This is a genomic window from Christiangramia fulva (assembly GCF_003024155.1).
Classification (GTDB): Bacteria; Bacteroidota; Bacteroidia; order Flavobacteriales; family Flavobacteriaceae; genus Christiangramia; species Christiangramia fulva.
In genome coordinates, this window is the sequence record NZ_CP028136.1 from 621,250 (window position 1) to 641,579 (window position 20,330).

Sequence of the window (20,330 nt, forward strand, 5' to 3'; positions counted from 1 at the left end):
CGCTCTTCAGTTTTATAATTTATATATCCTTAATGTCCCTGCTCTTCGCCTTCAACGTGAGACCCTTGAGGTCCAACACCTTCAATATATACCAGCTGGGCTCCATAATGTCCAGCCTCTGCTACCGAATAGGCAGAAAACAATAAAACAACCGCAACGGCAATCTCAAAACCACGTTTTTGTTTGACAAAAAAGACGCTTATAAGCTTAAGAACAGCTGCTGCTGCACTGGAATAAATAGTCCACTCGGCGAATTTATCATGCTGTCCCATAACTTTTTTAGCCATTTCACTAAGCTCATGAGCATGAGGATGGAATAGCTCTCCCGCTGCAAAAGCGCCAATGAATGCGCAACCCACGGCCAGAAAAATTACCCAATCCATATTCCTGTTCATTACAAAAAGCTGAATGATCTGAAGCAAAGCCGCCAGAAGCAGCAACACGATAGGGAAATGTACTACCAACGGGTGCAAATTCGGGAACTGGTCAAAAGAGGCCTGTACATCCTGATTACTACTTGAAGTATCAGCCGAACCTGAAGCAGGTTGGTCATCCTGTATGACTTTATGAATGCTTACGGGTTCAGCTGATGATTGCACACTATTCTTTTGTGCATTCAGAACAAAAATTCCAAACAAAAGAAAGCTTAGAAAAAAAAGGTTTTTTTTCATAATGAGAATAATTTTAAGTTAGTATTCAATAAGAAGAGTTTCTTCTTTTATTAGATTTCTTCGATATTCTCTACAATTTAAACAATTTTCTAAGCTTAATCATCGGCATTGACCTAGAATAGTACGGAAAGACCGCCTCCCGCTCCAAAACGGTTGTCGTAACTTCCCATCAGTTTAAAGTTCTTGCCAAGCACATATTCCAATCCTACCTGCCAGGTTGTTTCACTTTCATAATTGCTTCCGGAAGGAAGATCGTTCACCCAACCAAAGTCCATCTGGTACTCATATTCACCAAAAACCGCAATTCTCGGAAATACCATTACCTCAGCATCAAGACCAATTTGGGGCCGTAATTTACTATCGATTCGCAGGTCAGAATTAATAAGCAACGGTAATAGATAGCGAATACCAACCACACCGGTGGTCTCAATATCGTCCAGGCTGTCTTCCATCTCATTTTCAACATTCACACCTCCAAAAACCCTAAAATAATCATTCAGATAACGTTCATAGCTAATTTCGGCTTCGAGGTTTTTATTCCATCCGTATTCACCTCTTAGGGTAAACTGGTTCCTGATATTGGTTGAAGTGAGGTAAAATTCACTCATATGACTGGCTGCAGTGGCTTCACCCCAGGTAAACATCTGGTCCGTCTCTGTTGTCAGTTTGGTTAAAGGATATTCTTTTAACCTTTCATCCCGGGCACCTTTATAACTGAAGACCCTGGCCATACCACTGTTCAGGTGATACAGGATATGGCAGTGGAAGAACCAGTCTCCATACTCATTGGCATCAAATTCTATGACCGTTTTCTGCATAGGCGCGACATCCACAGTGTGCTTCAGCGGAGAATATTCTCCGTTCTTGTTCAACACCCTGAAAAAGTGCCCGTGTAGGTGCATGGGGTGGTGCATCATGGTAAGGTTATTTAAAGTGATCCTCACCTTTTCTCCCTGGTTGATCTTGATCTTATCGGTTTCAGAAAGTGGCACTCCATTGATACTCCACACATACCGGTTCATATTTCCGGTAAGGTTAAAGAGCAGTTCGCGGGTAGGCTTATTGGGGTCCAGAGTCGTTTTATGTGGCGCTCTCAGATAATCGTAATTGAATTTAGGATTTCCGGCTGTCTTCATATTATCCCCAATCACCAGCGAATCGGGAATTACATACCCCATTTTCATTTTCATGCCGTCCATTTGCATTTTCATTCCGGAAGAATCTTTTTTCATGGCCATTTTTCCTTTTTCCATGTGCATTTGCGACGAATCCTTTTTCATATTCATCTCCCCTTTCTCCATATCCATTTTATGGTCTTCTTTGCCATTCATATCCATCTGCCTATCGCCACTCATTTTCATTTCGCCCATGTCCATACCGTATTTTTTCATCACTTCTATGGAATCGTTCTTATGTGGCCTGAATTTGGAAGCCGGGGCACCCATTTTCATATCCATGGCCATCATGCGTTTCATATTTTCTATCAGATCAGGCTTCGGAACTTTTGGAGCTTCCAGAATTTCTCCGTTTCCAATATACGCCGAAGCATGGCCCGATCCATCCTGAGCAGTCGCCCTTACTTCAAGTTTCCCGCTTTCCGGAATGGTCACAATAAAATCATAAGTTTCAGCTACTGCGATAAGGGTCTTGTTCTTTTTCACCGGAACCACATTCTGCCCATCGGCAGACACCAGCATCGGGTCTTCCCCACCAAAAGTCAGCCAGAAATAGGTAGCGGCAGAAGCGTTGACAAAACGAAGCCTTACTTTTTCACCCGGTTTAAAATCGGGATAATCCTTTTTGTTTTTTCCGTTGATAAGGAACATATCATACATGTTATCTGAAATGGCCATATCGGGCATTCGCTGCCATGACATTTTAAGCTTTGCCCCCAGAGCATGCTTCTTCAAAACTTTGTTAAGACTTTGCACCTGACCTTTTTTGATCAGGTACCACTCATTACCGCGCTTCAAATTTCGCAGCTGCTGTCGGGGATTTTCATCCATCCAGTCTGATAAAACTAAAACCAGGTCTTTATCATAATCAAAACTTTTTTCCTTAGGATTGATCTGAATCGATCCATAAACCCCTTTTTGTTCCTGAAGACCAGTATGAGAATGATACCAGTAGGTTCCAGCCTGTTTTAGCGCAAACTCGTAGGTAAAGGTTTCCCCGGGTTCAATGGGTGGCGTGCTTAAATACGGCACTCCATCATAAAAGTTTGGAAGCAACAGCCCGTGCCAGTGAACCGAAGTTTCCACATCCATTTTATTGGTCACATGAATTTTTGCGTATTCACCTTCGGTAAATTCGAGCGTGGGACCGGGAATCTGGCCATTTATGGTCATCGCTTCCACATCTTTGCCGGTGAAGTTCACCGTTTCTTTATCGATCACCAGGTTGTATTCGTGAATGGGTAAATTGTCCACGTTCCCTTCTACCGAAGCGGGCCTCTGTGCAAAAGCCACTGCTCCACTTAATATTATAACCAGTAATAGTATTCTTCTAAACATTATCTCTTTCATTTCTCTTTTGGTTGCATAGTTCAATATATTCCGGAAGGCTTTATATATCCTCCCTGCTTTTCTTTCCGGTCCTGACTTTATAAAGTTCAAGGACTTCAGAAATATAGATCAATCCTTCCCCCTGCTTATCTCGGCTGCCATGTTTATGAATAATCTTCACAATCTCTTCAACATCTTCCTTTCGGCATACGATCTGCAAATTGGTCATTTTGCTATGGGTAACCGGGAATTGCAGTGAAGGCATAGCTTTTTTTCCTGTAAACTTACCTGTACCCTCTGCGGGAGAGACAGTGAGGCTTCTGAAACCAGCCTTTCGTAAACCTTCAACTACCTCAACGGTTCTCTCTTCCCGAATAAATGCTTTTACTTCTCTCATTTGACTTCTGAATTAAAGTCTGTTATTTTTTATCTTAAATACAGCATGACTATCCAAAATGTGAATTCTGGTTGTTCATTTCAGAAGATTTTTTAGAAATATTACCAAAAGATACTTTCCTGAAATAAATACCAAGTCATGCATAACACAACATTAACAGTAAAACCATCAGTCAAACCGATTATTTTCCTGTTTTGAGAAAACCTTTATAGGTCTCTTCCGATTCAAAATAAGCCACCTTCCCTTGCTGATTCAACAGCACTATAAAAGCCTGGGATTTGTCTACTTTTTTTCCTGTAGCCAGATCGGTAGTCTGCCTTGCACTCTCTTTGTTATTCAAGGCTTCCACGCACATATTACAACATCCGTAATACATCTTACCATTAACTTCAACCGGGATCTGAGGTTTGCCCATATAGGCATCATTTACCATACAAACCAGCTCCGAAGACACCTGCTCCCCGACCTTAATAGTTTTGTCAGCCGGCAAGACAGTGGTTTCAGCAATCGGTTTCTTTTTTTCAGCGCTTTGATTACAGCTTGTAAACATTACAAAACTTAGCAGAAGCACTCCGAGAATTTTAATTTTGGCTTTCATAGTTTTTGTGCCTGCCGATGGGCGGAATGACCTTGGGGGAGATCATTCCACCCATAGAATGCAGGACTTTATTACTATTCAATAGTTTCCTTTACCATTCCGCAGCCGGGCATTTTAGCGCCCATGAACGGATTACGGATGTTCTTTTCATTAGAAAGCCAGTAGGCTCCTTCGCTGTTGTTCGCCATTGGGCAGAACTCCATATATACTGCGCCCATGGAGAGCTTTCCTCCTTTAATCAGTTTGCTCATTTCAAGGCTCAAATCGGCAAAGGCTTTTCGTTGAGCCTTTAGATCTCCGGCTGACTGTACTTTAGAGGCCGCTGTCCTGGCAGCTTCAGAGTTATCTACCCCGGCCAGGGATTTGTCAAGTTCTGCTGAGGCTTTAGAAGCATCTTCAACATTTGAAGCAAACAACGCCTCTTTGACATCGATATAATTTGAATACGCATTTCCTAAAGCCTGGTCTTTGAACATAGGTTTGGATTGCATTTCTCCCTTTTCGGAAGAATTATGGTCATGATGTTGTGCAAACGCTCCCGTACTTAATAAAGCTATTGAGAGTACTGTGATGATCTTTTTCATTTTTCTAATATTTAAGGTTTAACATAAAGGCATATTCGCCTTATTCTTTTATTTAATTACAGATTTAACTTCTCCGCAGGTCGACATAGCCTGCCCGTAGTAAGGATTTTTGATCTCTTCGGAAAGGCTCATCCAGTAGGCCCCTTTGTTACTATTGGCCATTGGGCAAAAATCCACATACAGCTTCATCTTTCCGGGACCATAGGCTTCAGCCGTTTTGATCAGTGCCTGGGAGATGTAGATAAAATTTTCACGGGCTGCAGCAAGATCTTTCGCCTGCATAGAAAGTTTCGCGTGTTTGATCAGAAACTTCTTTTTCTCCTGCCAGAATGCCTGTGCTTTTCCCTCCAATGAATTTTCATCGGCAGCCTCTACCGCAGCCAGGAGTTTGGAACTGTCGTCCTTCACGTCTTTATCCTGGGCGAGAGCTTCCTTAAGATCGAGGTAAGCAGATAAAACTTTATCCAGTTGTTTCCTGAAATCAGCAGAAGCCTGTTTCTTAAAATCATAGGTTTCATCTTCATCCAGGAATTCTTTGGTCTCAGTTTGGGTACTCTGAACCTTCTTCTCCCCCATATCCATTCCTGGCATGGAGCCTGCTCCTGAATTTCCTTCCGGACTCATCATGCTGGCCTTACCCTGAAGCTGTGCGGCAGCATCAATTTTGAAGGCCCCGTTGGTCACCACCTCTTCACCTTCTTCCAGGCCACTGTTCACCAGGTAATAATCTCCGGCTTCAGGACCAAGTTCTATTTCCCTGAACTCGAAAACAGGTTTTTCGGTCTCGGGTTTTTTCACATAGACCACGGCTCTTTTGCCGGTCCAGAGAACAGCCGATTTCGGGATGGTGAGCGCATTCTTCATATTCGAGATATCTGCCTGCACGATTCCCTGGGTAAACATTCCAGGTTTTAAAAGTCCGTCGGGATTCTGCAGTTCGGTTCTAACTTGAGCTACACGGGTACCAGGATTGATCACAGGATCGATGAAAGTTACCTTGCTTTCAAAGGTTCTTCCCGGAACCGATTTTACAGTGAATTTGATCTTATCGCCTTCTTTTACCCAGGCAAGGTCATTTTCATAGGCATCAAATAGTACCCATACCTTATTCAGATTAGATACCTGGAAAAGAGCCTGACCTTCTTTGAGATAATCACCAACTTCCACTTTTTTCTCCAACACGGTTCCCGATTGTTTGGAACGGATGTCAAAATAGTAGACAGGATCACGACTTTCCAGAATGTTGTTGATCTGGCTTTCGGTAAGGTCCCATAACTTTAATTTATTGACTGCCGCCGAATAAAAACTTGGGTTCGATTCCTTGAACTTGGCAGCTTCAAACAATTCTTTCTGTGCGGTCACCAGGGCTGGCGAATATACCGAAGCCAGTCTCTGGCCTCTTGCCACTTCCTGACCGGTGAAATTCACATACAGCTTTTCAACACGACCTGGGAAACGGGAAGTAACCGATTCTACCAAACGTTCGTCTGCCTCTACTTTACCAGGCATGTAAATGGTCTTTTCTGGGGCCTGGCGGGTCACCACAGAAGTCTGTATATTTCCAAGCTGCACGGCAGCCTCGGTCATTTCAGTCTGGAAATTACCTACGGCGCCACTACCCCTGTTGGAGTCTTTTAAGGGAATGAGTTCCATTCCGCAAATTGGACAATTCCCGGGTTCGGTTTCCCTGATCTGCGGGTGCATAGAGCAGGTCCAAAGGGTTTCTTCGCTTTCGTGGTCATGAGTGGCCACGGCGGTTTCTTCCTTTGGTGCCTCATCGCTGCCTCCAAAGAAAAGCGAGCCTAATATCATTCCGAACAGAAGCAGCGCGACCCCTGCGATGATATTTCGTTTATTTGATTCTATACTTTTCATTTTATTTACCCATTAAATAATTAATACTATAAACTATATTGTTGAGGTCTACGCGAGCCCTGGCTTCTTCAAGACGATAATTAAGCACCTTTCTTTCCATTCGAAGAATTTCCTCAAAATCCATTTCCCCATTGGTGAACTGGGTTTGCAAAAGATCCCGGGAGCGGGTAGAGATATCTGAAAGATTCGCATTAAGCTCAACCCGTCTCATCGCGTCCCGATATTGCTGATATAAACTTTCAACAGTGGTCTTAAGACTATTGGTCATATCTTCTTTACGCAGGCTTGCAGCTTCTTTTTTCAGGGAAGCTTCGCGACGCATAGCCTTATATTTTCCGCTGTAAAGAGGAATACTGATCCCGACCTGTGGAAATACCAGCGCATCCTTACCATTATCGGGAAGGTCCATATCTGTTCGCGGGGCGATATTGATATAGTTCACTCCCAGGTTAAAACTTGGCAGTCCCATTTTTTTAGCTACTTCTTCCTGGTTAGCCATCGCCTCTACCTCATGCTCCAGTTTTTTAAGCCTCGGACTGTTAACCAGAACAGAGTCTACCAGGGTTTCCTTTTCATACATGACAGTTTTCACCTGCAGGGTATCGGGAAAGGCAATGGAATCGGGAAGATCGGTATTCAACAGGCTGGCGAATTTTGCTTTAAGCGGAAGCTTTTTATCTTCCAGTAAACTAAGCTTATCCCTTAATTCCTGTTCTTCCATTTCTACCCTGAGAACACTTACAAACCCGGTCCTTCCACCTTCAAAATTCACGCGGGCGAGTTCCTTAAAAGAAGCAAGAATGTCCAGGTTTTCGCGGGTAATATCGATCGCTTTGTCAAGATAATACAGTTCATCGTAGGTGGTTCCCACATCTCGGTACAGTTGCAATTTCACATCTTCAAAAGCTTCATATTTAGCCTTTGCCATTTGAGTAGCGACATCTTTCTTGGCACTTAGAGTCCCAAACCAGGGAAACATCTGAGAAACCGAGGTATTAAAGCGTTGTGCTCCAAGCCTTGTTTCAACGGGCTGAAGAAAGATCCCGAAAGCCAGGGTTGGATCGGGTAAAGCACCTACCTGTGGCACCTGTTCCATGGCCGCCATATATTCGTTGAAAGTAGCCTTGAGTTCAGGGTTATTCTCCCCGGCCAGTTTCATATATTCCTGCACGGGCTCCTGGGCAAAGACCACATTACCGGACACTAATCCGACCGCAAGCAGCATAAGCTTTAAAAGGCTGTTTCTGATATTTTTATTATTTAGTTTCATCGATTCTTGGATTGTTGTTCGACTTTTTCCATTTCTTTTCCTGCCACATGCTGTAAAGCACAGGAACTATGAACATCGTCATCACCTGTATCAGCATTCCGCCAAAACTCGGGATCGCCATAGGGATCATGATATCGGCTCCTTTTCCTGTTGATGTTAGCACCGGTAAAAGCGCGATCACTGCAACAGAGGCGGTCATCATGGCCGGCCTAACCCGTTGCTGTCCCGCATGAAGCACCGAAGTCCGTATTTCGGAAATACTGTCAGGGCGTTCCTTATCGAAGACCTGCTTTAGGTACGTTCCCATAATCACCCCGTCATCGGTAGCAATTCCGAAGAGGGCTATAAAGCCGACCCAGACCGCGACACTCAGGTTCACCGTGCCCATCTGGAAGATATCCCGCATATTCTCCCCGAAAACCGAGAAGTTGAGGAACCATTCCTGGCCGTAAAGCCACAGCATGATAAAACCACCTGAAAAGGCTACAAATACTCCAGAAAAGACCATAAAGGTGGTCTGAAGATTTCCAAACTGGAAGTACAGAATGAGCAAAATCATTATTAATGAGATCGGGATCACGATCGAAAGCCTTTTGGTAGCCCTGATCTGGTTTTCGTAGTTTCCGGCAAATTTAAAGTTCACCGAAGGCGGAATGTTCAGTTCTCCGCTGTCGATCTTCGCCTGGATAAAACGCTTGGCCTGCTCGACAACTTTAACTTCAGAATAGCCATCGTTTTTATCGAATATCACGTAACTGTCGAGGAACGTATCCTCACTCTTAATGGACTGCGGCCCCTGACGATAAGTAATATCGGCAAGTTCTTCCAAAGGCACCTGTGTTCCCACTGGAGTTGGAATAAGAATGTCCTTGACATCTTCGGGGTTATCGCGGTATTCCCGGGCATAACGAACCCTCACCGGATATCTTTCGCGACCTTCCACAGTTGTAGTGAGTGTATTCCCACCTACGGCACTACCAATAAACATTTGCATGTCTTCGATCGAAAGGCCGTAACGGGCGATCGCCTTGCGGTCAATATCGATCTCGAGGTAAGGTTTTCCTACCACCCTGTCGGCAAAGACCGAAGAAGATTTCACTGAAGGCACTTCCTGCAGCACTTTTTCAAGATCAAGCCCAACCCGTTCGATAGTTTCAAGATCAGGACCAAAAACCTTCAATCCCATAGGCGCTCTCATCCCGGTTTGAAGCATGATGAGGCGGGTTTGTATAGGCTGAAGTTTTGGTGCCGAGGTAAGCCCCGGGATGTTCTGGGTAGTCTGCACAATTTCATTCCAGATATCATCGGTATTTTTGATCTCTGGTCGCCATTGCCTGAAGTATTCACCATCAGCATCGGGAATGAGCTTTTCGGTGTCAAAACCGGCCAAATTATCCTTGCCGGGAGCAAATGTACCGCCGCCTTTCAGCATAAATTCCTCATCATCGTTCACTTTGAATCTTTGGCGATGACCGTCTTCATCAAGCGCATATTCCGGCACATACTGAATGATATTTTCATACATCGAAATTGGCGCTGGATCAAGGGCTGATTTCGCACGTCCCCATTTACCTACTACCATTTTCACTTCAGGGATCGAATTTACCCGCTGGTCGAGAAGACTAATCACTTCCCTGTTTTCTTCCACTCCGGAGTGCGGCATTGTGGTAGGCATCAATAAGAAAGAACCTTCATCTAAAGGAGGCATAAATTCTTCTCCCAGACCCGGGAATCTCTTACTGGCCGATTGCCAGAAAGAAGTTTGCCTAAGCTGAATTCCGACCGCATTTCCACCATCAGCGACAAATCCGAAGATCCCGTCAAAGCCTTTCCAGGACATCATCCCGATAAAGAAGACCACGATAGGGATTGCCAGGAATTTCCACTTATTGGCAAGACACCATCTTAAAATTGGCGAATAATAGTGCACTACCAGCAGAAGCGTGCCAAGAATAAGCGCAAGCACGAAGACCACAAAAATGAAGTTCAAAACACCGCTGTGAGCCGCACCTAATGGCAGCCATTCGATGGCCAGAAAATAAGTTACGGTCACTACCGCAATTCCCAGCGTGATCCAGCCGGAGTATTTTTTATGCTCGGGTTTTAGATAATCTTTTGCCAAATTATTGGCGGCGATAGCAATGAACACCAGTCCTGCCCATACCACGTGGAAGATCATGATATAAAGTCCGATCACGATCAGGGCGATATTCCATATTTTCTGTGACTTTTTCTTTCCGAATTTCACCGAAAAGATCCAGTAAGCGAAGGAAGGGATAATAATAAGTCCCAGGAGCAATGCCGCCAGAAGGGCGAAAGTCTTAGTAAAAGCCAACGGACGGAACAGTTTTCCTTCAGCAGCCTGCATGGCAAATACCGGAAGGAAACTGATCACCGTGGTCGCCAGAGCGGTCATCACCGCGGAAGCTACTTCCACCGTACTTTCATAGACCAACTCAAGCAGACGTTTACCCCTGGCGCCTATATTATTTGGCATTTCGAGATGCCGTATGATATTTTCCGTGAAGATGATCCCCACATCCACCATCACTCCAATAGCGATAGCGATCCCTGAAAGGGCCACCACGTTTGCAGGAATCCCGGCGTAACGCATCACGATAAAGGTCATGAGCACTCCCACCGGTAGTAAACTCGAGATGATAATGGACGCCCTTAAGTTCATAACCAGGATGAGCACCACCAAAATACTGATAAGCACCTCATGACTCAAGGCAGACTCCAGTGTTCCCAGGGTTTCATTGATAAGTCCGGAACGGTCGTAGAAAGGTACAATGGTCACTTTTGAAACCGTGCCGTCTTTAAGAGTTTTGGAAGGAAGTCCGGGTGAGATCTCCTCGATCTTCTTTTTCACATTTTCGATCACCTGCATGGGGTTGGAGCCATAACGGGCAACCACCACTCCACCTACAGCTTCAGAACCTGATTTATCCAGACCGCCACGACGGGTCGCTGGACCATAAGAGACGCGGGCCACATCCTTGATACGAATAGGCGTGTTGTCTTTCACAGCAACCACCGACTCGCGGAGATCATCGAGGTCTTTAATATATCCCAGACTCCTAACAATATATTCAGCTTTGTTAAACTCGATAGTACGGGCACCAATATCAAGGTTACTTTGTTTTACCGCCTTCATGATCTGGGCGACATTCACATTATTGGCCTTCATGGCATCGGGATCGATATCAACCTGGTATTCCTTTACGAATCCGCCAATTGGAGAGACTTCAGATACCCCTCCGGCAGCCGTGAGGCCGTAACCCACATAGAAATCCTGAATGGATCGCAATTCCTGAGGATCCCAGCCGCCATTAGGTTCGCCTGTTTTGGGGTTCCTTCCTTCAAGAGTATACCAGTAAACCTGACCAAGAGCAGTAGCATCTGGCCCCAATGCTGGTTGTACCGCATCGGGAATGGTTCCCTGAGGCAAAGAATTGAGTTTTTCAAGAACCCGCGAACGACTCCAGTAAAATTCAACATCTTCTTCGAAAATGATATAGATCACCGAAAGGCCAAAAATTGAATTACTACGAATGGTTTTCACGCCGGGCACTCCTAAAAGAGCCGTGGTAAGCGGATAGGTGATCTGATCTTCCACATCCTGCGGGGAGCGGCCCATCCATTCGGTGAACACGATCTGCTGGTTTTCACCGAGGTCGGGAATCGCATCAACCGGTACTCTATCCCGCGGAATGATACCTGTGTCCCAATTGAAGGGAGCGGTCACAATTCCCCAGACAATAAAGATGAACAGGGTTAATACGGTGATAAGTTTGTTCTCTAAAAAGAACCTGATAATTTTATTAAGCATGGAAATGATTATTAAACAATTGCAATACTTGTTGAAAATTCAACATAGAACTATGACTACAGGAGGTCCTGCAATCAAACCGGCAAATTGTTTAAATAATCAAATAAGGAAAACCTGGTCTTCCAGCTGTATATCACTAACTATGAGTGGCGGAGAGTAGTCGTCGAAAGGTACGATCTGTTTCTTTTCAGGCAGAAACAGATTGAAATAAGTAAAAACAAAGCTTGCTATAAAAGCCTGTTGCGGCATATCGGGTGTAGAAAAACCATGTTTCAGGTCTTTTTGCCCTTTAACAGCGAACTGTTTGTCGCTGCAGCCATCCTTTTTCATATCAGGGTGATCTGAAAACTTCCCGGCCTGCATAGAATCCATACCACAGGATTTAGCTTTTGAGAAAACAGCAGCGTCTACAAGAAAATCGCCACAATAGTGTTTCTGCACCGTAAAGGAGAAGGTTGACAGCAATACCAGGAAGGCCATCAGGACAGAAACTCTATTTAGAAAAGCTTTTTTCATTGCAAGCAAAAATAAAGAATATTTTTGAAATTTTCAGAAAACAGCATTTTGGCTGGTATCTGGAACCAAAATTACACATTGATTCTCAACGGCACTTTTAAATTTTTCGGAAAAAATTTCACTTCTCTAAAATACTTTTCAAAAACTTTAGCAGATTAAGACAAACATGATTTTGCTCATAGTTTAGAAGCTAAAGCTATTCTACATTCAGCTGCTTTAAAGCCGGAATACAAATCTTAAAATATAAAATCATGCACTATTCAGATGGAAACTTTTACGGAATGCATTTTATATGGTGGTTATTCTGGATCGCCGTGGTGGTTTGGTTTATTGTTGCCATTTCCCGAAAAAAACCGGAAACCAAAAGAGAAACGCCACTTGAGATTCTTCAGAAGAGATATGCAAATGGAGAAATAAGCAGGGAAGAATACGAAGCAACCAAAAAAGACCTTCTCAAATAGCAGGATTATATAAATACCAAATCATTATGAAAAATTTCAAAACATTCTGGTTATTGAGCTTTCTCATACCACTATTAATTTCATGTTCAAAGGAAGAAGCTATTGACCAGTCCATCGAAGGCAGCTATGTTGGCTACTTAAGTGCTATAGACGCACAGGCAATAAGCCCAGTAGAAGCTCAGGCAGATGTCCAGATCGTTGAAGATCACCTCGTAGAAATACACTGCTATAGCGAGTCTTTAGATACCATCGTCAGGCTTAACTATTATGCAAATAATGAAGATTATATGCTCTGCCTTAGCGGAGATGATTTTGAACATGAGTATGGCCACGCTATGTCCCATGAAAATATGCCTTCTAATATGATGGGCGAAACGGAATGGAGGTATCATCTGGAAAATGAGCACTCAGAAGGCGACGAACATTTTGGAAAATTTGGAATGGCTGATCATTCTTTTGAATGTCTTTTCGAGATAAATCACCAGGATCAATCTTACGAACTACATTTTCAGGGAGTTAAACAGTAAAATAACCAGGAAATTCTTCATAATTAAACCTGTAAATGATTAATTTTAAATCACTTACAAAATATTTATTATGGAGAAGAAAAAAATCATTGCAGTTGTGGGAGCAACAGGCTCCCAGGGTAGCGGACTCGTTCATGCTATTCTGAACGATCAAAACGGTGAATTCAGGGTGAGAGCCATTACCCGGAACGCGACTTCAGACAAAGCAAAGGAACTGGAAAAGCTCGGCGCCGAAATTGTAGAGGCCGATGTTGCCGATGAAAAAAGTTTAATCGAGGCCTTCCAGGGGGCTTATGGCGCGTATTGCGTCACTTTTTTCTGGGAACATTTTTCCCCTGAAAAGGAAAAAGCACATGCCAAAAATATGGCAGAAGCTGCTAAAAAGGCAGATCTCAAACATGTTATCTGGTCGACCCTGGAAGACACCCGTAAATTCATTCCTCTTGATGACGACAGGATGCCCACTTTAATGGAGCATTATAAAGTTCCACATTTTGATGCTAAGGGGGAATCAGACAAACTCTTTGTGAATAGTGGTGTTCCTTATACGCTACTCCTCACCTCCTTTTACTGGGACAACTTCATCAACTTCGGAATGGGGCCGCAGAAAGATGAAAATGGCGAATTGGCCATTACGCTACCTTTAGGAGATAAAAAGTTACCGGGCATTGCTGCCGAAGATATTGGAAAAGCGGCTTACGGAATCTTTAAAGCCGGGAAAACCTATCAGGGAAAAACCGTGGGAATCGCAGGTGAAAAACTAACCGGACAGGAAATGGCCGATAAATTTTCGAAGGTTCTAGGCAAAAAGGTAAAATATAATGCGATACCGGCTTCGGTTTATCGTTCGTTTGATTTTCCAGGCGCTGATGATCTGGGAAATATGTTTAAGTTTAATGCCGATTTCGCCCATGAATTCGGAAAAGTTCGAGATATCGAGCACACTCGAAAACTCAATCCCGACCTGATGACTTTTGAAGATTGGCTTCAGAAAAACAAGGAAAAACTGAAGTAATCATTTATAGCTACGCAACCTGTAGTAATAAAAAGCGGGTAAAAGGATCAGGATAAAAAGCGGATGTATAAGAAAACGCCTTACGTAAAATAATGCGAGGTAATGCTCATGCTCAATATTGATCAATAAAAAGGTGAAAACAATAAAACCAGCTACCAGAAGAATTGCATACAAAAGCGCAGAAAATCGAAGGATCTGAATATCGCGAAAGGCCAGATAGATAATCGCAAGGGAAATAAGCGTATTCAGCATAAACCTGATAAAAAGGTTAAGCAATAATTTTCCCAGATGGTATTCGGGAATTTCGCCAAGGAGGTAATCAGATTTAAAAAAACGGATCAACGGATCGTAAAAAAGCCCGTCCTCGAAGAGTCGGATAGCCGCAAGACATAAAACCAGCGCTCCAATCTGAACGATCCTGTATCTTCTCTTTACTTTCTTTTCCATCGCGAATAGATTCTAACCCAGATGACCCACAGAATAAAGACTGTTCCGTAAATAGCCAGCGGAAAAAAGATGGAATGAAGATAGCCAGAATACTGCGGATATTCATACAAACCGATCGCCAGAATGACGATCCGAAGAATATTAATGCAGTAAATGATGACGGCACCCGCAAAAATATAAAGCAGGGTTTTAGTTGGTTTTCCGAAGAAAGCGAGAACGAAGGAGACAAAGAGAATAATGACACTTGCCGAATTGCAGCCTTCAACGATTCCGGCTACAAAATAATCATCGATCATCAGTTTCATGGAAAGCCCGGAAGGATGCATAACCACGTTTTCATTGTAACCAAGACTGCCAAGCACCTCCCCACTTTGTTCGGCGACTAAACGAGTTAAAGGATCGGGAACCGGGTGCGGGCCTTCAAAAAGAAGAAGGTAGCCGTTATAAATGCTAAAAAGAATAAGATAACTGCCAAGAAACACGAAAATAAAGCGTAATACAAGCTGATATTTCTTGAAAAGTTGAAGCAAATTGCAGACGTGTTTTTAACAAATTTATGGATTTAGAAGCCTCTCTAGAGCCAATTTTTAAATACTTTTGCACTAAAGATTGTTAATTATGACCTTTCATCAACTAAGACCACAGATAGAAGAAATTTTAGGAAAAGACAGTTTAACCGCTGATGAACGTATACAAAAGGTTTGCGACCTTCTTCAAACCTCGGTTCCTTATTATGACTGGGTTGGATTCTATTTCAAAAATGGTGATAAGGAAGAATTGAAATTAGGAAAATATGCCGGCGAACCTACCGATCACGAGATCATTCCGTTTGGCAAAGGCATCTGCGGACAAGTGGCTGTTTCTAATAAAAATTTCGTGGTTCCCGATGTAAAGGCTCAAAACAATTACATTGCCTGCAGTATACACGTTAAGGCTGAAATTGTTGTTCCGTTATTTAAAAATGGAGAGAATATAGGTCAGATAGACATCGATAGTCATACCGAAGATCCTTTCTCACATGAAGACGAAGTTTTTCTTGAATGGGTAAATGAAAGAGTTGCCGAAATTCTTTAAATCCCGGAAGCCTTCTAATAAATCATGTTTAGTTTAAACCTGTAGAAGAATCAGCAGGATTAGGAACACTAAAAATCCTACAAACTGAAGTATTGAATTAAGGTAATTTTTTTCAATCTTGTCACCCATCGCGTCGTCATTATTTTTCCAAATATAACGAAGCCAATGCCTGATAATAAGATATTTAACTAACTTTAAATCTTGAGAAAAGAATTTAAGAAAGTCTTATGCTTTTTTCTTAAAAATGCTTAGCTCCAATTTGGAAAAAGAATAAAAAGTTCTTTCGATCCATATCAACAACCCAACATAAAATGAAGGTTATTTTAAAATCTACGATTACATGCCCTGTTTGTGGATATGAAAAAGAAGAAACAATGCCTACAGAGGCCTGTCAGTTTTTTTATGAATGTGAGAATTGCAAAACGGTTTTAAAACCTAAAGAAGGGGATTGTTGTGTTTTTTGCAGTTATGGTAATGTTGCGTGTCCCCCGATTCAACAAAACAAGAAATGCTGCTGAAAAAGGTTAATCCTCCCAGGATATAATTACATTCCGGTTCTAATCGCTTCGACAGGATCGAGACGGGAAGCCGAAATAGCAGGAACAATTCCTGAAATAAGCCCAATTACTGCCGAGACTATTGTACCTATCAAGATGTTAACAGGAGAAAGAACAAATTCAAAGTCTCCGGTAAACTGAGATGCGACGATAGAAACTATCCAGACGAGAAAAAGTCCTACCAGGCCTCCAATTACTGAAAGTATGATCGCTTCAAATAGGAATTGCGAAAGAATAAATCTGTTTTTTGCTCCAAGGGATTTCTGAATACCTATCAAATTGGTTCGCTCTTTCACACTCACAAACATGATATTGGCAATACCAAAGCCACCAACCAGAAGGGAAAATCCGCTAATTATTAGTCCTATTATATTCAGTTTTCCGGTGATATTATCAATAAAATCACTAAACCCCTGAAGCTGGGCGACGAAGAAAGTATCAATCTCATCGGGCTTAAGCCCTCTGAAACGACGAAGATTTTGTTTGATTTTCGCGATAAACGCATCGTTATCGACACCATCTTTAGGTTTTAAAATCATTTGTGGAAAAACCATCCCTTTCGTCACTCCATAAATTCGTCGTGCAAATTTTGCAGGAACAAAAGCCTGCCCATCACGGGAATTTCCAAAAAGAGATTGTCCTTGTTTTTTTAATACCCCAATCACGGTAACCCTTCTTCCATAAAGTCGCACTTCCTTCCCAAGCGGATTGGTATTTTCACCAAATAAATTCTTAGCAACTTCATTCCCCAACACGATTACAGCAGAACCGGTATCGCCTTCCGATTCCGTAAAAAACCGTCCTTCTTCAAATTCGAAGGCTTCAATATCATAGTATTCAGGAGTAACGGCTCCAATATCAACACCATTAGTAAGAACATCGTTATATTTTAAAGAAGCGCTGGGCACTCCCAAAGAAAAGCTTACCGCTTCTGCCTCAGGTAAAGTCTTCTTTAAATACTGGTATTCCTCAAAAGTAACATCTGGGAACTGCTCTCTTTTCCATCGTGGAATATCGGTAGGTCCAAATGAAAAACGCATCACAATAACGGTACTGTTATCTAGAGCACTAATGCTTCCTTTAATTTCTTTCTGAAGAGAATCGACTGCAGCCAACACGGCGATAATTGAAAAAATTCCAATGGTAACACCAAGCAGGGAAAGAAACGTACGTAACCTGTTATTCCTAAGAGCACTGATGGCAAAATTAAAGCTCTCCTTTATGACACGCAGGTAAATAAGCATATTGAAACAGGTGGTTTTATAGTCGTTCAAAGATAGGACGCAGCGCTTAAAAATATGTTACAAAATTTATTTATAATTCACCGGAATCACTTTCAGATTTTTACCTGAATTGGTTACTTTTGCCCCTTTAACAAACACAACACAATGAGTCAATTAAAAGAAGCAAAATCTGCTTTAATTTCAGTTTTTAGTAAAGATGGTCTTGAACCTATTGTAAAAAAACTCGACGAACTAAACATTACTATTTACTCAACCGGCGGAACCGAAAAATTCATCAAAGACCTGGGTATCGATGTGATACCTGTTGAAGATGTTACCTCTTACCCGTCTATACTTGGCGGAAGGGTAAAAACGCTTCACCCGAAAGTTTTCGGCGGAATTCTTAACCGTCAGGAAAATGAAGGTGATGTGAAGGAATTGGAGCAGTATGAAATTCCGCAAATAGACATTGTGATTGTGGACTTGTACCCTTTTGAAAAAACAGTAGCTTCAGGAGCTTCTGAACAGGAGATTATCGAGAAGATAGATATCGGGGGGATTTCACTGATTCGTGCCGCAGCCAAGAATTTTAAAGATGTGACCTGCGTTTCCTCGGTTGATGACTATGAAGAATTTCTGGATCTTCTGAATGAAAAAGGAGGAAAAACGAGCCTCGCGGACCGTAAGAAATTTGCCGCGAAAGCATTCAATATTTCGTCACACTACGACACTGCGATCTTTAATTATTTCAATAAGGACATCAAATTACCTGTTTTCAAACAGAGTGAACTAAAAGGAAAGGAATTGCGATATGGCGAAAATCCACATCAAAAGGGAACTTTCTTTGGTGATTTTGACGCGATGTTCGACCAGCTTCACGGAAAAGAACTTTCATATAACAACCTTCTGGATGTCGATGCCGCCGTGAATTTGATGAACGAATTCAAAGGAGAGGCGCCAACTTTCGCTATTCTGAAACATAACAATGCCTGCGGACTCGCTCAGCGCGACACTATTAAACAGGCTTATGTAGATGCGCTGGCAGGTGATCCGGTTTCAGCTTTTGGAGGAATTTTGATCAGTAATGTGGAAATTGATGCAGCAACTGCCGAAGAAATCCACAAACTTTTTTGTGAAGTGGTGATTGCCCCCTCCTATTCCGCAGAAGCGCTGGAAATTTTAAAAGGAAAAAAGAACAGGATAATTCTTATTTTAAAAGATATTGAGTTACCTAAAGATCAGGTAAGAACCTGTCTCAATGGAGTTTTGGTTCAGGATAAAGACCTAAAAACCGATGCGCTTGAAGACCTCGAACAGGTGACCAAAAATAAACCTTCAGATAATGAGTTATCTGACATGATATTTGCGTCAAAGATCTGCAAACATACCAAATCCAACACGATCGTACTGGCAAAAAACAAACAGCTTTGCGCTAGCGGAACAGGGCAAACCTCGAGAGTAGACGCATTAAAACAAAGCATTGAAAAGGCCCGTTCCTTTAAATTTGATTTACAGGGAGCCGTGATGGCCAGTGACGCTTTTTTTCCATTCCCCGATTGTGTAGAAATAGCCGGAAATGAAGGAATTACTGCGGTCATTCAGCCAGGAGGTTCGATTAAAGATCAGTTAAGCATAGATTATTGCAACGAAAATAATATCGCCATGGTGATGACAGGAACACGCCATTTTAAACATTAATTTTATTACATTTACCAAACCTCAACACTTATAATACGCTATGGGATTTTTTGATTTTCTCATTGAAGAAATTGCGATAGACTTAGGAACCGCGAACACACTTATTATACACAATGACAAGGTTGTTGTAGACAGTCCTTCAATTGTAGCCCGGGACCGTACTTCGGGAAAAATAACTGCCGTGGGTAAGGAAGCCGCGATGATGCAGGGTAAAACTCATGAGAATATCAAAACAATCAGGCCGCTAAAAGACGGTGTGATTGCCGATTTTGATGCCAGTGAGAAAATGCTCACTATGTTCATTAAAGAAATTCCTGCTCTTAAAAAGAAACTTTTTACTCCCGCCCTTCGTATGGTGATTTGTATCCCTTCCGGAATTACCGAGGTAGAGATGCGTGCCGTAAAAGAAAGCGCAGAGAGGGTGAACGGTAAGGAAGTCTATCTTATTCACGAACCTATGGCTGCAGCAATTGGTATTGGTGTTGATATCATGCAGCCTAAGGGAAATATGATCGTGGATATAGGTGGCGGCACTACCGAAATCGCCGTGATCGCCCTTGGAGGTATCGTTTGCGATAAATCGATTAAAATCGCGGGAGATGTTTTTACCAACGACATCGTTTATTATATGCGTACACAGCATAACCTTTATGTTGGGGAGCGTACTGCGGAAAAAATAAAAATCCAGATTGGTGCGGCCACTGAAGATCTTGAGGTGCCGCCGGAAGAAATGAGCGTTCAGGGTAGGGATTTACTTACCGGAAAACCAAAACAGGTGAATATCTCTTACCGTGAAATCGCTAAAGCTCTTGATAAATCTATATTGCGAATCGAAGATGCGGTGATGGAAACACTTTCTCAAACTCCACCGGAACTTGCAGCCGATATTTATAATACAGGTATCTATCTTGCCGGAGGTGGTTCTATGCTCAGAGGTTTGGATAAACGTTTGTCCCAGAAGACCGATCTTCCGGTTTATATAGCCGAAGATCCGTTGAGGGCAGTGGTTCGTGGCACCGGAATTACCCTAAAAAACCTCAGCCGTTACAAAGGGATTTTGATCAAGTAGGAGAAGTTTAAC

General features: G+C 42.6%; 19 protein-coding genes. 7 read left to right on the forward strand and 12 right to left on the reverse strand.

Annotated features, from left to right (window positions below; all coding sequences use genetic code 11):
- Positions 1 to 29: 29 nt before the first annotated feature.
- The 9 genes from C7S20_RS02910 to C7S20_RS02950 all read right to left on the reverse strand — a co-directional run bounded on the left by C7S20_RS02910 (position 30) and on the right by C7S20_RS02950 (position 12,247).
- Entirely contained in the window at positions 30 to 671 is a 642-nt protein-coding gene (locus C7S20_RS02910) for a DUF2231 domain-containing protein (RefSeq protein ID WP_107011069.1), read from the reverse strand.
- A gap of 113 nt (positions 672 to 784) precedes the next feature.
- Positions 785 to 3,196 carry a multicopper oxidase domain-containing protein gene (locus C7S20_RS02915; protein ID WP_227009088.1) on the reverse strand — a complete coding sequence of 804 codons (2,412 nt, stop codon included), beginning with the start codon at positions 3,194 to 3,196 and terminating at the stop codon, positions 785 to 787.
- A gap of 40 nt (positions 3,197 to 3,236) precedes the next feature.
- A complete protein-coding gene (locus C7S20_RS02920) occupies positions 3,237 to 3,572 on the reverse strand; it encodes a P-II family nitrogen regulator (RefSeq protein ID WP_107011070.1) in 336 nt (111 codons plus the stop codon).
- 181 nt (positions 3,573 to 3,753) lie between these two features.
- On the reverse strand, positions 3,754 to 4,170 hold the full coding sequence (locus C7S20_RS02925; protein WP_107011071.1) for a hypothetical protein: 417 nt from the start codon (positions 4,168 to 4,170) through the stop codon (positions 3,754 to 3,756).
- Between the two features lie 74 nt (positions 4,171 to 4,244).
- Entirely contained in the window at positions 4,245 to 4,754 is a 510-nt protein-coding gene (locus C7S20_RS02930; RefSeq protein WP_227009089.1) for a DUF3347 domain-containing protein, read from the reverse strand.
- Positions 4,755 to 4,802: 48 nt separating this feature from the next.
- On the reverse strand, positions 4,803 to 6,629 hold the full coding sequence (locus C7S20_RS02935; protein ID WP_107011072.1) for an efflux RND transporter periplasmic adaptor subunit: 1,827 nt from the start codon (positions 6,627 to 6,629) through the stop codon (positions 4,803 to 4,805).
- A 1-nt stretch (position 6,630) separates the two neighbouring features.
- Positions 6,631 to 7,899, reverse strand: coding sequence for a TolC family protein (locus C7S20_RS02940; RefSeq protein ID WP_107011073.1), 1,269 nt, complete (start codon positions 7,897 to 7,899; stop codon positions 6,631 to 6,633).
- On the reverse strand, positions 7,886 to 11,731 hold the full coding sequence (locus tag C7S20_RS02945; RefSeq protein WP_107011074.1) for an efflux RND transporter permease subunit: 3,846 nt from the start codon (positions 11,729 to 11,731) through the stop codon (positions 7,886 to 7,888). Before C7S20_RS02945 ends, C7S20_RS02940 begins: the two co-directional genes overlap by 14 nt.
- A 99-nt stretch (positions 11,732 to 11,830) precedes the next feature.
- Complete coding sequence (locus tag C7S20_RS02950; protein ID WP_107011075.1) at positions 11,831 to 12,247, reverse strand: HYC_CC_PP family protein; 417 nt, start codon at positions 12,245 to 12,247, stop codon at positions 11,831 to 11,833.
- Positions 12,248 to 12,498: 251 nt separating this feature from the next.
- On the opposite strand from C7S20_RS02950, the gene C7S20_RS02955 reads away from it, so the two are divergent.
- From C7S20_RS02955 to C7S20_RS02965, 3 genes are all read left to right on the forward strand, one after another.
- Positions 12,499 to 12,708, forward strand: coding sequence for an SHOCT domain-containing protein (locus tag C7S20_RS02955; RefSeq protein WP_107011076.1), 210 nt, complete (start codon positions 12,499 to 12,501; stop codon positions 12,706 to 12,708).
- A 26-nt stretch (positions 12,709 to 12,734) separates the two neighbouring features.
- Positions 12,735 to 13,235, forward strand: coding sequence for a hypothetical protein (locus tag C7S20_RS02960; RefSeq protein ID WP_107011077.1), 501 nt, complete (start codon positions 12,735 to 12,737; stop codon positions 13,233 to 13,235).
- 70 nt (positions 13,236 to 13,305) lie between these two features.
- Positions 13,306 to 14,250 (forward strand): NmrA/HSCARG family protein, encoded by a 945-nt coding sequence (locus C7S20_RS02965; protein WP_107011078.1) that lies wholly within the window; start codon positions 13,306 to 13,308, stop codon positions 14,248 to 14,250.
- Here the strand turns inward: C7S20_RS02965 and C7S20_RS02970 are convergent, their stop codons facing one another.
- Both C7S20_RS02970 and xrtF read right to left on the reverse strand, forming a co-directional pair.
- Positions 14,251 to 14,697: an exosortase F system-associated membrane protein gene (locus tag C7S20_RS02970; RefSeq protein WP_107011079.1), complete on the reverse strand. Its 447-nt coding sequence runs from the start codon at positions 14,695 to 14,697 to the stop codon at positions 14,251 to 14,253.
- A complete protein-coding gene (gene xrtF / locus C7S20_RS02975; RefSeq protein ID WP_107011080.1) occupies positions 14,682 to 15,227 on the reverse strand; it encodes an exosortase family protein XrtF in 546 nt (181 codons plus the stop codon). The genes C7S20_RS02970 and xrtF overlap by 16 nt, the downstream gene beginning before the upstream one ends.
- An 88-nt stretch (positions 15,228 to 15,315) precedes the next feature.
- Here xrtF and C7S20_RS02980 point away from each other — a divergent pair, with 88 nt between their 5' ends.
- Positions 15,316 to 15,771, forward strand: coding sequence for a GAF domain-containing protein (locus C7S20_RS02980; protein WP_107011081.1), 456 nt, complete (start codon positions 15,316 to 15,318; stop codon positions 15,769 to 15,771).
- Between the two features lie 311 nt (positions 15,772 to 16,082).
- Positions 16,083 to 16,289 carry a GDCCVxC domain-containing (seleno)protein gene (locus C7S20_RS19710; protein ID WP_107011082.1) on the forward strand — a complete coding sequence of 69 codons (207 nt, stop codon included), beginning with the start codon at positions 16,083 to 16,085 and terminating at the stop codon, positions 16,287 to 16,289.
- Between the two features lie 26 nt (positions 16,290 to 16,315).
- On the opposite strand, the gene C7S20_RS02990 is transcribed toward C7S20_RS19710, so the two are convergent.
- Positions 16,316 to 17,572: an ABC transporter permease gene (locus C7S20_RS02990; RefSeq protein ID WP_107014073.1), complete on the reverse strand. Its 1,257-nt coding sequence runs from the start codon at positions 17,570 to 17,572 to the stop codon at positions 16,316 to 16,318.
- 144 nt (positions 17,573 to 17,716) lie between these two features.
- Here C7S20_RS02990 and purH point away from each other — a divergent pair, with 144 nt between their 5' ends.
- On the forward strand, positions 17,717 to 19,249 hold the full coding sequence (gene purH, locus C7S20_RS02995; protein WP_107011083.1) for a bifunctional phosphoribosylaminoimidazolecarboxamide formyltransferase/IMP cyclohydrolase: 1,533 nt from the start codon (positions 17,717 to 17,719) through the stop codon (positions 19,247 to 19,249).
- 40 nt (positions 19,250 to 19,289) lie between these two features.
- Positions 19,290 to 20,318 carry a rod shape-determining protein gene (locus C7S20_RS03000; RefSeq protein WP_107011084.1) on the forward strand — a complete coding sequence of 343 codons (1,029 nt, stop codon included), beginning with the start codon at positions 19,290 to 19,292 and terminating at the stop codon, positions 20,316 to 20,318.
- Positions 20,319 to 20,330 lie beyond the last annotated feature (12 nt).